Origin of the sequence: Sphingomonas cellulosilytica, from assembly GCF_052321755.1 — a bacterium.
Taxonomy (GTDB): domain Bacteria; phylum Pseudomonadota; class Alphaproteobacteria; order Sphingomonadales; family Sphingomonadaceae; genus Sphingomonas.
This window is the reverse complement of the sequence record NZ_JBQRTT010000001.1, coordinates 1-14,887: the sequence shown is the minus strand read 5'-3', so window position 1 is coordinate 14,887 and position 14,887 is coordinate 1. Positions and strand designations below refer to the sequence as shown.

The following is a 14,887-nucleotide window of genomic DNA, read 5'->3' as shown; positions in this document are numbered from 1 at the left end:
GCCGGGGATCAGACAGCCCCTATGCGATAGCCCTGCTCGCCAGGGGGGGGGGACGGAGGGGATCCCTCATCTTGAATGTCGATCAGGCCTGGAGCGATGCTCGACGGCCACGCTACGAAAGGGATTTTCAGCCGTTCGGATGGCGCCGGGGCTTATCGGTCCCTATGCGCGTTTCTCGCCGGTCAGGCGCCTGCCCCGTCCCGGAGACGAACGATCTTTCACCTCATCTTCACGATCCCCAGCCTGTACGTCATCGCCCGCACGCTGCTGCCGCTCGGCCTTCCGCTATGGGTGAAGGGCGGGGTCGCCCTGCTGCTGCTCGCCGCCTCGCAATATCATCTGTGGAGCCGGCTGTCGTCGGGGTCGGTATTCGCGCCCGAATTTCCGCGCGCGATCGTGATCCTGTTCAACTGGGCGTTCGGCGCGATCGTGCTGCTGGCGGTGCTCCAGATCCTGCTCGATGTGGGGCTGGGGATCGCCTGGATCGTGCGGCGCGGCGGCGGCGTCGCTCTGCCCGATGGGCTGCGCTATGCCGCGGCGGGACTGGCGGCGCTGCTCGCCGCGATCGGCGTCGGCAATGCGCTGCGCGTGCCGCCGATCCGCGACGTGGCGGTGACCATCCCCGGCCTGCCGCGTCAGTTCGATGGCTATCGCCTGTTGCAGCTCACCGACCTGCACATCAGCCGCCTGTTCCCGGCGGCCTGGGCGTCGGCGGTGGTGACGCGCGCCAATGCGGCGGGCGCCGACCTGATCGTCGTGACCGGCGACTTCATCGACGGGTCGGTGGCGATGCGCCGGGACGACGTGGCGCCGTTGCAGGCCTTACGCGCGCCTGACGGCGTCTATGCGGTCCCCGGCAACCACGAATATTTCTTCGATTACGACGACTGGATGCGCCACATCGCCGCGCTGGGCATCCGCATCCTGCCCAACACGCACACGGTCCTGACGCGTGGTGACGAACGGGTGGTGCTGGCCGGCGTCACCGACCTGTCCGCCCCCGCCACCGGCCATGCCGGCCCGAACCTCGATGCAGCGCTCGTGGGGGCGCCGGCGGGCGCGCCGGTGCTGCTGCTCGATCACCAGCCGCAGCGCGCGCGCGGCGCGGCGGCGCGCGGGGTGGCGCTGCAACTGTCGGGGCATACGCATGGCGGGATGATCGTCGGCCTCGACCGGCTGGTGGCACCGGCCAATGCGGGCTTCGTCTCCGGCCGCTATGCGGTGGATGGGATGACCCTCTACGTCAGCAACGGCACCGGCCTGTGGCCGGGATTCGCCCTGCGCCTCGGCCGTCCGTCCGAACTGACCCGGATCACGCTGCGCGTACCGCGATGAGGGGGGCGCCCCTCAATCCCGCACGTAGAACAGGTGCGTATCGACCTTCGCCACCTTGACCATCGAATCGCGCCAATAGGGCACCATCCAGTCGGTATGGTAATGCGTCGCCCGGCCGACCTCGGCGAAGACACGGCCGGCGAGCGCGCGACGCGCCGCCCGGCGTGCCTCGCCCCAGCCGAGGTGGATGGGGCGCCGTTGCAGCGACCCGTCGCAGGTGAAGGAGAATTGGCACCCCGTCTCGCGCGTCGAGCCCTGGTAGACGACGCCGCAGATCGTCCGGGGAAAGCCCGGCGCGCGTACCCGGTTGAGCACGACCTGGATCACCGCCCGCTGCCCGCGTCGGTCGTCGCCCGCTTCGTAGAGGGCGGCCGTGGCGAGGCATTCGACCGCCTGCGCCCGCGCCGCCGGCCCGCCGCGGAAGCGGTAGCGTGCGGCGGGCAGGCGGCGGGCGCGGTCGATCGGCACGGCGGCGTTGGCGGCGCGCGCCTCCGCCATGGTCAGCGGCCTCGCGGGGCCGGGTGCGGGCGGGCGCGGCCACGGCCCGATCGTGCCGACCGCGACCGCCGCCACCGCGGCGATGCCGAGCAGCAGCAACCAGCGCTCCGACGACTGGTCGCGCCGCGATCGAGATGTCCTGCCGCGTCGCGCCATGCCAGCGCCCTAGCGCCTCGGCGGATCGGCTCAAGCGGTCACTTGGGATTGCCCGGCGCATGGGGAAAGCGTTGCGCCTCGTACCAGGCGAGGTCGTGCGCCGGCGCTGCGACGCCCGGTGGCAGCGGCAGGTGGTTGACCGACATCCAATAGGCAAGGCTGGCATCGCGCCACCACCGCGCCTCGCGCGCCTGGATGGCGAGGAACGTCGCGGTCTTCTGCCAGCGTTCGGCGTCGATATGCGGACGCAGGGTCGCCCACTGGTGCGCCATGCCGTCGACATAGGCGACGCCATGGTCGTAATGCGCGACCAGATCCTCCCACAGGGTGCGGCCATCGGCCATGCGCCGGTTCCAGGCGAGATGGTGGAACCACAACAGATCGCGTTCCGGCGTCGTGCGGGGATCGGCGAACCGGCGGGCGACCCGCGGTGCATATTGGTCCACCGCATCGCTGCCGGTGCGCGTGCGGTCGAAGCCGATGCCGTTCGCATCGGCGCGGTGGTAATAGACCGGGTTCCATTCCGGCCGGGCGAGGTCCTTCACCCACGGGCCTGGGCCGTAATGATGGCCGGTCGCCATCAGGTGCGCGAGGCCGAGCGCGCCGGTGTAATCCACCACCGCCTCGCGCGATCCCGCCATCATCGCCGTCACCGTATCGACGACCTCGGGGTCTGTGCCGAAGGTCTGCTGCGCCCATTCCCGCGCGATCGCGTCCGGCGCCAGCGACGGGTCCCAGGCAAGCCGGCCGAAGGCGTACCAGTTCGCCTGGTTGAAGGTCGAACCGCTCCAGTCGCGATCCCGTCCGATGTTGGCGACGCCGGCCATGCCCGCCAGCGTATCGGCCACCCTCTGCTTGCCCCGGCCGGTGTCCGCGCGCAGCGTTTCCGCGAACAGCGGGCCGAGATAGGCCAGATGCGTCGCGAAGCCGAGATATTCCTTGGTGATCTGGAATTCCGCCATCACCCGCGTTCTCGGCATCGCGCCGAACAGCGGATGGAACGGTTCGCGCGGCTGGAAATCGATCGCGCCGTTCTTCACCTGCACCAGCACGTTGGCCGCGAACGTGCCGTCGAGCGGCTTGAATTCCTCATAGGCCTGCTTGGCGCGATCGGTCGGATCGGTTTCGGCATAGACGAAGGCGCGCCAGATCACCGTGCCGCCGTGCGGGGCAAGCGCCGCGGCGAGCATGTTGGCGCCGTCGGCATGGCTGGCGCCATAGTCGCGCGGGCCGGGCTGGCCCTCGCTGTTCGCCTTGACGAGAAAGCCGCCGAAATCGGGGATGGCGCGGTAGATCTCGTCCGCCTTGGTCCGCCACCAGGCGGCGACGGCGGGATCGCGCGGGTCCGCGGTCTTGAGGCCGCCGAGCTCGATCGGCGCGGAAAAGCGCGCCGACAGATACACGCGGATCCCCCACGGCCGAAACACGTCGGCGAGCGCCGCCGCCTTGGCGATATAGGGTGCGGTGAGGCTGTCGGCTTTCGCGTTGACGTTGTTGAGGACGGTGCCGTTGATCCCGATCGAGGCGTTGGCGCGCGCATAATCGGCGTAGCGCGGGTTGCGATGGTCGGGCAGCGTCCACCAGTCCCACAGCGACTGGCCCGCATAGCCGCGCTCGACCGTGCCATCGATGTTGTCCCAATGGTCGAGCATGCGCAGCGGCAGCCTTGGCGCGGAGCGCAGCGCTGCGGTGCGGATGTCGCCGCCGGTGGCGGCATGCCGGATCAGCGCGAAGGCGCCGTACAGCGTGCCGCGGTCGGTGTTTCCCGCCACCACCAGTACCTGCCGGCCGCCAAGCATCGCAGGCCGCACCAGATAGCCCTCGTCGCCCAGTCCCGCGAACGGCAGCCGTAGCGGGGCGAGCGCCGGGTCCGCCGCCGTCGTCACCACCAGCGGCAGCGGCGCGGCGAGCCCATGGCGCAATTCCGCCTCCGCCAGCCGCAGCGTCGCCGTGTCGCCGTGGCGCAGCACGGTGGCGTCCGGAAACGCGCGCATGCGCAGCCACAGGTCGTAGCCGTCCTCCGCCCCGGCCGGAGCCGCGAGCAGCAGCCCCGCCGCCAGGGCGAGCCTCGCCAAAGCCTTCATCCATCCTCCATCCGTCGTCCGTGCGCACCGGGCGTTGACAAGCCGGCGCGTCGCGGATCATGTTACCGCTATCACCGAAACAGGCAAGCCGCGCCAGACGGCTGCCGTGGGAGCAGGACCAAGGCCCGTGCCGATCATCACCGAAGCCCGCGTCGTCGTGACGTCGCCCGGCCGCAATTTCGTGACGCTGAAGGTCGTGTGCGACGATGGCACCACCGGCGTCGGCGATGCGACGCTCAACGGCCGCGAACTGGCGGTGGCGAGCTACCTCGCCGATCACATCGTCCCTTGCCTGATCGGGCGCGATGCGCATCGGATCGAGGATATCTGGCAATATCTCTACAAGGGTGCCTATTGGCGGCGCGGCCCGGTGACGATGACCGCGATCGCCGCGGTCGACATGGCGCTGTGGGACATCAAGGGCAAGGTCGCGGGCCTGCCCGTCTACCAGCTGCTCGGCGGCGCCAGCCGCGATGGCTGCATGGTCTATGGTCATGCCAATGGCGCGACGATCGCCGACACGGTCGACGCCGCGCTCCGCCACCGCGCCGAAGGCTATCGCGCAATCCGTCTGCAATGCGGCGTGCCGGGGCTCGCCAGCACCTATGGAGTCGCCCGGCCGGGTGAGGCCTATGAGCCTGCCGACGGCACGCTGCCCACCGAATCGGTATGGTCGACGGAGCGTTACCTGCGCATCGTCCCCGAATTGTTCGCCGCGGCACGCGAGGCGCTGGGGCCGGACATCCACCTGCTCCACGACGTGCACCACCGCCTCACCCCGATCGAGGCGGCACGGCTGGGCCGCGACCTCGAACCCTATCGCCCGTTCTGGATCGAGGATCCGACACCCGCCGAGAACCAGGACGGCTTTCGCCTGATCCGCCAGCACACCACCACGCCGATCGCGGTGGGTGAGGTGTTCAACAGCATCTGGGATGCGAAGGCGCTGATCGAGAGCCAGTCGATCGACTATATCCGCGCGACGGTCGTGCATGCCGGCGGCATCACCCACCTGCGCCGGATCGCCGCGCTCGCCGACCTCTATCAGGTCCGCACCGGCTGCCACGGCGCGACCGACCTGTCGCCGGTGGCGATGGCGGCGGCGCTGCACCTCGGCCTCGCCATCCCCAATTTCGGCATCCAGGAACTGATGCCGCATCTGCCGGTGACGCAGGCGGTCTTTCCGCACGCCTATCGCTACGCCGACGGCAGCCTGCATCCCGGCGATGCGCCGGGCCTCGGCGTCGACATCGACGAGGCGCTGGCGGCGACACACCCTTATGTCCGCGCCTACCTGCCGGTGAACCGGCTGGAGGACGGCACCCTGTGGAGCTGGTGAGATGATGCGATCCGCGGCCCTGGTCCTGACATGGGCATCGATGCTGTCGCAGACGGCGCCGGCACGGGCCGACACGCCGCGCCTCGAACGGCGGGGCGAGGCGACACAGCTGGTCGTGAACGGCGAGCCGAAACTGCTGATCGCCGGGGAGCTGAGCAATTCGGCCGCCTCCAGCGCGGCCTATATGGCACCGCACTGGCCGCGGCTGCGCGCGATGCACCTCAACACCGTGCTCGCGCCGGTCTCCTGGGAGTTGGTGGAGCCGCAGGAGGGGCGGTTCGACTGGGCGAGCCTCGATGCGATGATCCAGGCTGCGCGCGCCAACGACCTGAAGCTCGTGCTGCTGTGGTTCGGTGCCTACAAGAATTCGATGTCGACCTATGTGCCCGGCTGGGTGAAGCGCGATCAGGCGCGCTTCCCCCGCGCGGCGCTGCCCGATGGTCAGTCGGTCGAGATCCTGTCGACCTTCGGCGCCGCATCGCTGCGGGCCGACGCCCGCGCCTTCGCCGCGATGCTGGCGCACCTCAAGGCGGTGGACGGCGCACGCAACACCGTGGTGATGGTGCAGGTGGAAAACGAAATCGGCATGCTGCCGGTGGCGCGCGACCATTCGCCGGCCGCCGATGCCGCCTTCGCGCAGCCGGTGCCGCAGGCGTTGATCGACTATCTCGTCCGCCATCGCGCCACGCTGGTGCCGGGAATGCAGGCGATGTGGACCGCGCGCGGTGCCCGCACGCACGGCAGCTGGACCGATCTGTTCGGGGAAGGCGATGCCGCGGCGGAGGTGTTCGCCGCCTGGCATTATGCGCGTTTCGCCGACACGCTCGCCGCGGCGGGCAAGGCGGCCTATCCGCTGCCGATGTACGTCAACGTCGCGCTCAACCGGCCGGGGCGTCTGCCCGGCCAATATCCCAGCGGTGGCCCGCTGCCGCACCTGATCGACGTGTGGAAGGCGGGCGCGCCCTCGCTCGATCTGCTCGCGCCCGATATCTATTTCCCCAATTTCACCGCGATCGCCGATGCCTATCACCGGCCCGACAACCCGTTGTTCGTGCCGGAGGCGCACAATGCAGACAATCCCGTCGTCCCCGCCAATGCCTTCTACGCCTTCGGGCAGCGCGATGCGATCGGCTTCGGCCCGTTCTCGATCGACTCGGTGGATGCGCAGCCCGGCGCGCTCGCCGGCGCCTATGCCGTATTGCGGCAGCTCGAACGCCCCATCCTCGCCGCCCAGGCGACCGGCCGCATCGCGGGCTTCAAACCGCACCAGCGGTATGACGAATCGCTCGATTATGCGCCGCAGCGCCATGATTTCGGCGGCTACCGCCTCACGGTCGCCTTCGCCGATATCGAGCGGCCGGCGATGACCCCCGATACCGCCGGCTATGGCGGCATGGTGATCCAGACCGGCCCCGACGATTTCCTGATCGCCGGCCAGGGGATCACCGTGACCTTCACGGGTGCCGCTGACGGGCCGCCGCTGGTCGGCATCGAGCGCGCGGAGGAGGGCACGTTCGACGCCGCGGGGCAGTGGACCGCCGGCCGCGTGCTCAACGGCGACCAGACGCATCAGGGCCGCCATATCCGCTTGCCGCCGGGCGAATGGGGCATCCAGAAGGTGCGCCTGTACCGCTATCGCTGATGGCATGACGACGCGATCCGGACCGTTCGCGCCGATTCCGTCGCGGCACGGATGACGCTCATGCCCTTCGCCGCCATCCCCCCGCCGAAGCGGATTGCGACACCGACTACGACTCGAATCCGCTCCAGGAGATCACCGATGCCTGTCCTGTTTCCGCTGCTGCTCGCGACCGCCGCACCGGCGCAATCCTGCCCGTGGCAGGCGACCTGGGGCGCGTCGCAGATGGTGCCGGGCACCGATAATGCACTGCCGTCGGGCACACTTGCCGATGCGACCCTGCGGCAGGTGATGCGGACATCGGCGGGGGGCGACGCGGTGCGGGTGCGTCTGTCCAATGCGTTCGGCCGGCAGCCGCTGCGCATCGCCGCGGCCTCTGTGGGCCAGGCCGCGCCGGGCGGCATGCTGACCGCGCGTCCGCGGACGTTGACCTTCGCCGGCCGGCCCGACGTGGTGATCCCGCCCGGCGCCGACTGGTGGAGCGATCCGGTCGCGTTCCGCGTCGCGTCGTTCGACGATCTCGCCGTCAGCCTCTACCTGCCCGGCGATCCCGACACGCAAACCTCGCATCCCGGTGCGCGTGCGACCTCCTATGTCGCCAAGGGGGCGCATGTCGGCGACGCGACGCTGCCGGCCGCGCAGACGAACACGCACTGGTTCTTCGTCAGCGGACTCGAAGTGCGGCGCTGCGGCGCACCACCCGGTATCGTCGCGCTCGGCGATTCGATTACCGATGGCTACGGCGTGAAGCCCGACACCAACCGGCGCTGGACCGACACGCTGGCGCGGCGGCTGGGCGGCAGGGTCGCGGTGGTCAACCAGGGGATCGGCGGCAATCGCGTGCTGCTCGACGGCACCGGGCCGAACGCGCTCGCCCGGTTCGAGCGCGACGTGCTGTCGCAGCCCGGCATCGGCGCGGTGATCGTGCTGGAGGGGATCAACGATATCGGCGTGCTTCAGCGCGATCGTCCGGCGAGCGCGGCGGAGCAGGCGGCATTGGTCGAGCGTATCACCGGCGCCTACGCGCAGATGATCGCCCGCGCCCATGCCCGCGGGCTCAAGGTCTATGGCGGCACGATCATGCCGTTCATGGCCAACAGCTATTACCACCCCGATGCCGGTTCCGAGGGGATGCGCGCCGCCGTCAACGCCTGGATCCGCACGCCCGGCCATTTCGATGGCGTCATCGATTTCGACCGGGCGATGCGCGATCCCGACCGGCCCGCCTATCTCGCTCCTGCCTATGACAGCGGCGACGGCCTGCATCCCAGTTCCGCCGGCTATGATGCGATGGCGCGTGCCGTTCCGCTGACCCTCTTCAAACGGCCCCGACCCTGACGCGATTATTGGTCAAGCCAACGGGCTTGACATGGGTAGCGCTATCATTACCCTGCGGTGCCGACAGGTACGGGCGTCGACAAGCCCGGCCGTTGGGAGAGAATCGTCATGGAAACGCATCGACAGGTTCGTCGTATCGGCGGCACCGCCGCGCTGTTGCTCGCTACCACCGCCTGGCCTGCCTTGGCACAGTCCACGCCGCCGCCGGGTCCGCCGACGGCATCCTCATCCAGCAGTGCGACGACCGCGCCCAACGCCGCGACGCAGGACGGGGCGGGGCAGACCGCACCGACGGCGATCGACGACAGCGCCCAGGCGCCCGCCGATCCATCCGCCACCGGTAACGAGGATATCGTCGTCACCGGCTATCGCGCGTCGCTGCAGAGCCAGACCAACGCCAAGCGCAACTCGGTCGGCTTCACGGATTCGATCTTCGCCGAGGATATCGGCAAGTTTCCTGACACCAACATCGCCGAATCGGTGAACCGCATTCCGGGCGTCACGATCGCGCGCGAAGTCACGGGCGAGGGGACCAGCGTCGCCATTCGCGGCCTCGGTACCAATTTCACCCGCGTGCTGCTCAACGGTGCGCCGGTCGCCACCGCCTCGGTCCGCTTCGACGCGCAGAGCACCAACCGCGAGGTCGATCTCGACCTGCTGCCGACCGAACTCTTTACCCAGCTGACGGTCAGCAAGTCGCCCACTGCCGCGCAGGTCGAGGGCGGCGCCGCCGGCACCGTCAATCTCCGCTCGGCGCGCCCCTTCGACAATCCCAAACCCTATATCAGCTACGGCCTGCAGGGATCGAAGGTCAGCATCGCCAACGACTGGGGCTATCGCGGCTATGTCATGGCCAGCGCGACCAGGGGCGATTTCGGCCTGCTGCTCGGTGCCGCCAGCGTCCGCAACCGCTTCCGCGTCGACGGCTTCGAAACCATCGGCTGGACCAATCCCAACCTCAGCGCGGCGCAGCGTACGTCGGGCACGCTCAACCCGACCGGCGGCGGCAACTTCACCATCCCCGCCACGGTGCCCGTCAATGCCGGCAACGGGCTCACCCCCGGCGCGACGATCAACCAGGCGTTCCTGCTCGCCAACAATCCCGGTGCGACGATCGACCAGATCGACAATGGCCTGCTCCCGCGGCTCGGCCGTCCGCGCTACGAGGACGGCTCGCGCGACCGGCACAATTTCATCGCCTCCGCCGAATGGCGGCCCAGCGACGCCTTCCATTTCTACGTCGATGGCATCTACGGCAAGCGGACGACCGATTTCACCCGCTCGGCGATGAACTGGGCGGTGCGCAACGGCGCGTCGATTCCGCTCAAGACGACCTACGATCGCAGCGATTGCAGCACCGGTTGCGTGGTGACGGGCGGGACGTATGCCAATGCGCAATTCTTCCTGGAATATCGCCCGTATCGCGACACGGTGGACTTCTACAGCGTCAACCCCGGCGCCGACTTCATCGTCAACGACTGGATCAAGGGCGACATCCAGGCGAATTGGAACAAGAGCCATTTCCGCCGTGAAAGCCCGACGGTGCTGGTCATCACCCCGCCGAGCAGCGGCACCACCGTCACCTATGCCAACACCGGCGGCATCCCGTCGATCACCACCAACATCGATCTCAACAATCCGGCCAATTTCGGCTGGGCGGGCGGCGGCCGCGTCAATCTCAACGGCGAGGAACGCCGAACCGAGAACAAGGGCGTGCGCGGCAGCCTGATCTTCGGTGACGAAAAGCGGTTCAGCGTCCGGGTCGGCGGCGCCTATGACGACACGCTGCGACGCATCCTGCCGTTCGACAACACCAACGTCTGGCAGAACCTGATCTGCGGCAACGGGCCGAACGTGACGTTGCTCTCGCCCAACACCGCGACGACGCCGTGCACCGGGTTGAACCAGCCGGGATCGGCGACGCCGGCCGGCTTCCCGACCTTCCCCGGCTACGGCACCAATGCGACCGCGGGCGGGCCGCCGATCGTCTACGCGGGGTCGGTGGTGCCGACCGCCGCGGTGCCGGGCTACCTGCTCGCCGATCAGCGCACCGGCTTCATCACGGTGGATTGGGACAAGTTCCGCAAGGCGACCAGCTACGACGCGCTGCTCGCCGGCGCGACCGAGACGGGCGCGTCGAGCAGCGGTGCCAACGGTGGCCTGATCCATGAAAAGGTCGCGGCGACCTTTGCCGAGATGAACGGCGTGGTCGAATTCGGCGAGAATACGCTGCGCCTCAACGGCGGTGTCCGCTACGTCCACACCCGGCAGATCGTCGGCGGCCGCGTCAGCGTGCCCGATCCGCGCAACGCCGGCAATGCGACCACCCCGGCGATCCCCGACGGCGGCCGTTATCCCAATACCATCACATTCCCCGAATCGACGCGCCTCTATTCGAACTTCCTCCCCTCCGCCTCCGCCGCCCTCGACCTCGGCGGCAAGGCCGTGGCGCGCGCCTCGCTGTCGCGGACGATGACCCGGCCCGATCCCAATGCACTGCTGCCGGGCGCCAGCTTCGTCCAGCCGTCCGCCGACGTCGGCACCGTCGGAAATAACGCGCTAAACCCCTATATCTCGAACAACATCGACCTGGGTTTCGAATTCTATACAGGCGGAGAAGGCGTCATCGCCGTCGCTGCCTTTCGCAAATCGATCACCGGCTTCACCGTCAACGGCCTCAACACCGTGCCGTTCTCGTTCCTCGAGCCTTATGGGATCACCGTCGACTCGCTCACTCAGGCGCAGCGCGACGCTCTCGCGGCGCGGGTGACGCCGGGGCAATCCCTACGCGACGTCAGCATCGTCATCCAGCAGCAAGTCAATTCAGACGGCAAGCTCAAGGTGAACGGCCTCGAATTCCAGATCACCCAGCCGCTCGATTTCCTGACGCACTATATCGGTGTGCGCGGGTTCGGTTTCCAAGGCAATCTGACCATCATAGACCAGAAGGGCGAAGGCTCGGGTGCACCGGCGGTGGCGCTAGGCGTCGCGCCGACCACCTATACTCTGACCGGCTATTACGAAGGCCACGGCCTGTCGGCGCGCCTTACCTACACCTACAACGAAGGGTCGCAGGCCTCGGGCCTCAATCAGAACGGCATCCCTAATGCCGCAATCTTCGGCCGTGATTACGGTCAGCTCGATTTCTCGGGTAATCTCGATCTCGGCAAGGTCTTCGACAACAGCTATCTGCCGACCGTCGTGCTGAACGTCATCAACATCAACAAGGAAGTGCAGAGCAGCTACTTCCAGTTCAGCAACGCGACCTTCAACCAATATCAGCCGGGTCGTACCGTCTTGGTCGGTATCCGCGGCCGGTTCTGAGTCGGGGGGGGCAACTGTGATGTTCATCCGAGCGCAATGGGCTGACGTTTCCGGATCATGGCATTGAGGATGACGAGGAGTTGGCGAGCGACGGCAATGAGGATCGTCTTTGGTGCCTTGCCGTTGGCGCGCATCCTGTCGCGCATGGCGGTGAGCACGGGAATGCGTCGGGAGGCGTTCAGGGCGGCGATGTAGAGGGCCTCGCGAACCTTTCGCCGCCCGCCCCATATGCGTCTGGCGCCGCGCCATGTTCCGCTTTCGCGTGCGTGGGGAGCAAGGCCGGCGAGGGAAGCGATCTTGCGGCGGCACAGGGTGCCAAGTTCGGGCAGCTCGCCGAGCAGGGTGGCAAGAACGGTGGGGCCGATGCCGGGCACGGCGGTCAGCAGCCGAGCCTGCTCGGATAGCGCCTGGTCCTCGGCGATGAAGCCGGCGATCTGGCGGTCGAGCATGGCGATCTGCTGGCTGAGGAGATCGATCATGGCTTCGATGGCCTGTGCGATCTCGGGCTGACCAGCGCTGTGGCGATGCAGCTTTTCGGCCTTGCGCATGTCGACCAACTGCCTGCGGCGACGCAGGAAATCGGCCAGGCGGGAACGGGCCGGACTGAGCGGTATCGTTGCGGGCAGGTCGAGCGCTGCGCCCATCTGCGCCAGCACGCGAGCATCGACGCGGTCGGTCTTGGCCAGGGTGCCGGTGGCCCGGGCAAACTCGCGTGCCTGACGTGGATTGACGCGCGAGAAGGGATGGCCACGTGCCGCCAGAGCGGCGATCAGTTCGCCATCGCAGCCGCTGGTGGCCTCGAAGACGATGCGGACATCGTGGTCGAGCGTGTCGAGCCAGACGCCGATGGCATCCGGCGTGTTGGCGATCCGGTCGGTTCTTCCCGACGGCAGATCGCAGGTGTCGATAAAGGCACGCGAGCGGTCGCAGCCGACAACGGGCTGTGGCATGGTAAGGCTCCTGTCCATGTCGTGCGGGATCAGCAGCCCCAAGCAACTGTTCAGGTTGATGACCAAGCGGAAGGGACCCTTGCTCCCTATCGGGCTCCAGACCCTCGGGGGGGACGGGCTCCCTTCCGCAACCGCCTTATACCATCATACAAACAGACAGGGGGGGCGGGGGCCCCGCCCCCGTCCGCGCCCTCAGCTCTTGAACGGGTCGATCAGGCGGATCGTGCCGTCGGGATTGAAGGTCAGCGGCGTGACCTTCACCGAACGCAGGTGGTTGCGGTTCGACAATTGCGTGTCGTGGTAGAACAGCCACCATCTGCCCTGAAATTCGACGATCGAATGATGCGAGGTCCAGCCCTGTACCGGTAGCAGGATGTGCCCGGTGTAGCGGAACGGGCCGTAAGGCGACGTGCCGATCGCATAGTTCAGGAAATGCGTATCGCCGGTCGAATAGGTGAAGTAATATTTGCCGCCGCGCTTGAACATCCATGCCGCCTCGAAGAAGCGACGGTCGTGATCGCCGGCCAGGATCGGCTTGCCGGCAGCATCGGTGATGAGGACGTCGCGCGGCGGCTCGGCGAACTGCTTCATGTCGGCGGCCATGCGCGCGACCTTGGGCGCGATCGCCGGCCGGTCGTCCTGCTTCAAGTCCGTATCGCTGCCGGCGGGATCGAACCGGCCGGTCGTCCAGCGCTGCAACTGCCCGCCCCAGATGCCGCCGAAATACATGTAGCTCTGCCCATCGCCGTCGGTGAACACGGCGGGGTCGATCGAGAAGCTGCCGCGGATCGGCTGCGGCTCGGCCTTGAACGGACCGGTCGGCGATGTCGAGGACGCGACGCCGATGCGGAACACGCCCTGTTTGTCGCGGGCGGGCATGTAGAGGTAATAGGTGCCGTTCTTGTAGGCGGCATCGGGCGCCCAGGTCTGCTTGGAAGCCCAGGGGATGTCCTTCACGTCGATCGCCACCGGATGCACCGTCACGGGGCCGCCGACCCGATCCATGCTGAGCACGCGATAGTCGTGCATCGCATACTGATTGCCAAGGTCGTCGTCGGGGATGCCGGCGTCGACGTCGTGGCTGGGATAGACGTAGAGCTTGCCGTTGAAGACATGGGCGGATGGATCGGCGGTGTAGATGCCGCTGACCAACGGTTGCGACAGGTAGCGTCGCCCGTCGGGGCTGCGCGCGTCGTTGCCGGTTGCGGTCTGGGCGATGGCGAGCGTGCCGAGCGTGGCCAGCGCGGCGGTGCCAAGGCAGAGTGAAAGGCGCAGGCGCATGATCGATCCTTCCCTATGACGGCCTTCTGTCGTGGCCTGGATACCGCTACCATATCAGTCGAAAACTGTCCTGCAAGCTGGGCTGCGAACCTGATCAGCAAAGAACGGCTCGTTGAACCGGCGCTTGACGCGCGGGGGCCAAGCGTTAGCGTTACCAGATGAATCGACCGGCGCGGACTGGCGGGTGAGGGAGGGATGATGAGCGACATCGGCAGGACAGGTGGCGGCGCGACAGGCGCGGGCGGAAGCGTGAACCACGGGTTCATCGCGGCGATCGTCGCGGTGGCGACGATCGGCGGCTTCATGTTCGGCTATGATTCGGGCGTCATCAACGGCACGCAAAAGGGGCTGGAGGCGGCCTTCGGGCTCGGCCGGCTCGGCATCGGCGTCAATGTCGGCGCGATCCTGCTCGGCTCGGCGATCGGCGCGTTCGGTGCCGGGCGGCTCGCCGATGCGATCGGCCGGCGGCGGGTGATGATGCTGGCCGCGGTGCTGTTCCTCGTCAGCGCGCTGCTCGCCGGTGCGGCGAGCGGTTCGGCGGTGTTCATCGTCGCGCGCATCATCGGCGGCCTGGGCGTCGGCGCGGCGAGCGTCATCTCGCCGGTCTACATCTCCGAAGTCACGCCTGCCGCGATCCGCGGGCGCCTGTCCAGCGTGCAGCAGGTGATGATCATCACCGGCCTCACCGGCGCCTTCGTCGCGAACTTCGTCATCGCCCGCTATGCCGGCGGCTCCACCGCCACCTTCTGGGCGGGCTTTCCCGCCTGGCGCTGGATGTTCTGGCTGCAGGCGATCCCCGCCGCCATCTACCTCGTCGCGCTGCTGGTGATCCCGGAAAGCCCGCGCTATCTCGTCGCCAAGGGGCGCGATGCGGATGCGCATGCCGTGCTCGTCCGCCTGTTCGGCACGGCCGAGGCGGACCGCAAGGTCGCCGAGATCCGCC

10 protein-coding genes are annotated in these 14,887 nt (G+C 68.1%); 6 read left to right on the top strand and 4 right to left on the bottom strand.

Translation table 11 applies throughout. The annotated features are described in order from the left end of the window. Positions 1-75: 75 nt before the first annotated feature. Entirely contained in the window at positions 76-1,335 is a 1,260-nt protein-coding gene (locus tag ACTZQ5_RS00050; protein ID WP_443583111.1) for a metallophosphoesterase, read from the top strand. Positions 1,336-1,347: 12 nt separating this feature from the next. Here the strand turns inward: ACTZQ5_RS00050 and ACTZQ5_RS00045 are convergent, their stop codons facing one another. Beyond that, positions 1,348-1,989: a cell wall hydrolase gene (locus ACTZQ5_RS00045; RefSeq protein WP_443583110.1), complete on the bottom strand. Its 642-nt coding sequence runs from the start codon at positions 1,987-1,989 to the stop codon at positions 1,348-1,350. Between the two features lie 38 nt (positions 1,990-2,027). Continuing rightward, positions 2,028-4,073 (bottom strand): alpha-glucuronidase family glycosyl hydrolase, encoded by a 2,046-nt coding sequence (locus ACTZQ5_RS00040; RefSeq protein WP_443583109.1) that lies wholly within the window; start codon positions 4,071-4,073, stop codon positions 2,028-2,030. Between the two features lie 127 nt (positions 4,074-4,200). Here ACTZQ5_RS00040 and manD point away from each other — a divergent pair, with 127 nt between their 5' ends. The 4 genes from manD to ACTZQ5_RS00020 all read left to right on the top strand — a co-directional run bounded on the left by manD (position 4,201) and on the right by ACTZQ5_RS00020 (position 11,713). Beyond that, positions 4,201-5,412 carry a D-mannonate dehydratase ManD gene (manD, locus tag ACTZQ5_RS00035; protein ID WP_443583108.1) on the top strand — a complete coding sequence of 404 codons (1,212 nt, stop codon included), beginning with the start codon at positions 4,201-4,203 and terminating at the stop codon, positions 5,410-5,412. A gap of 1 nt (position 5,413) precedes the next feature. Further along, complete coding sequence (locus ACTZQ5_RS00030; RefSeq protein WP_443583107.1) at positions 5,414-7,054, top strand: GH35 family beta-galactosidase; 1,641 nt, start codon at positions 5,414-5,416, stop codon at positions 7,052-7,054. Between the two features lie 138 nt (positions 7,055-7,192). After that, positions 7,193-8,389: an SGNH/GDSL hydrolase family protein gene (locus ACTZQ5_RS00025; RefSeq protein WP_443583106.1), complete on the top strand. Its 1,197-nt coding sequence runs from the start codon at positions 7,193-7,195 to the stop codon at positions 8,387-8,389. 108 nt (positions 8,390-8,497) lie between these two features. Then, on the top strand, positions 8,498-11,713 hold the full coding sequence (locus tag ACTZQ5_RS00020; protein WP_443583105.1) for a TonB-dependent receptor: 3,216 nt from the start codon (positions 8,498-8,500) through the stop codon (positions 11,711-11,713). Between the two features lie 23 nt (positions 11,714-11,736). On the opposite strand, the gene ACTZQ5_RS00015 is transcribed toward ACTZQ5_RS00020, so the two are convergent. Beyond that, complete coding sequence (locus ACTZQ5_RS00015; protein ID WP_443583104.1) at positions 11,737-12,729, bottom strand: IS110 family RNA-guided transposase; 993 nt, start codon at positions 12,727-12,729, stop codon at positions 11,737-11,739. A gap of 126 nt (positions 12,730-12,855) precedes the next feature. After that, positions 12,856-13,944, bottom strand: coding sequence for a glycoside hydrolase family 43 protein (locus ACTZQ5_RS00010; protein ID WP_443583103.1), 1,089 nt, complete (start codon positions 13,942-13,944; stop codon positions 12,856-12,858). Between the two features lie 198 nt (positions 13,945-14,142). Between ACTZQ5_RS00010 and ACTZQ5_RS00005 the strand changes: the two genes are divergently transcribed. Beyond that, on the top strand, positions 14,143-14,887 hold a 745-nt coding region (locus tag ACTZQ5_RS00005; protein ID WP_443583102.1), incomplete at its 3' end, for an MFS transporter.

Bases quoted from the DNA above. Each gene is read 5' to 3' on its own strand.
- ACTZQ5_RS00025 (WP_443583106.1), top strand. From the start codon at position 7,193: ATGCCTGTCCTGTTTCCGCTGCTGCTCGCGACCGCCGCACCGGCGCAA.
- ACTZQ5_RS00030 (WP_443583107.1), top strand. From the start codon at position 5,414: ATGATGCGATCCGCGGCCCTGGTCCTGACATGGGCATCGATGCTGTCG.
- ACTZQ5_RS00045 (WP_443583110.1), bottom strand. From the start codon at position 1,989: ATGGCGCGACGCGGCAGGACATCTCGATCGCGGCGCGACCAGTCGTCG.
- ACTZQ5_RS00040 (WP_443583109.1), bottom strand. From the start codon at position 4,073: ATGAAGGCTTTGGCGAGGCTCGCCCTGGCGGCGGGGCTGCTGCTCGCG.
- ACTZQ5_RS00050 (WP_443583111.1), top strand. From the start codon at position 76: ATGTCGATCAGGCCTGGAGCGATGCTCGACGGCCACGCTACGAAAGGG.
- ACTZQ5_RS00010 (WP_443583103.1), bottom strand. From the start codon at position 13,944: ATGCGCCTGCGCCTTTCACTCTGCCTTGGCACCGCCGCGCTGGCCACG.
- ACTZQ5_RS00020 (WP_443583105.1), top strand. From the start codon at position 8,498: ATGGAAACGCATCGACAGGTTCGTCGTATCGGCGGCACCGCCGCGCTG.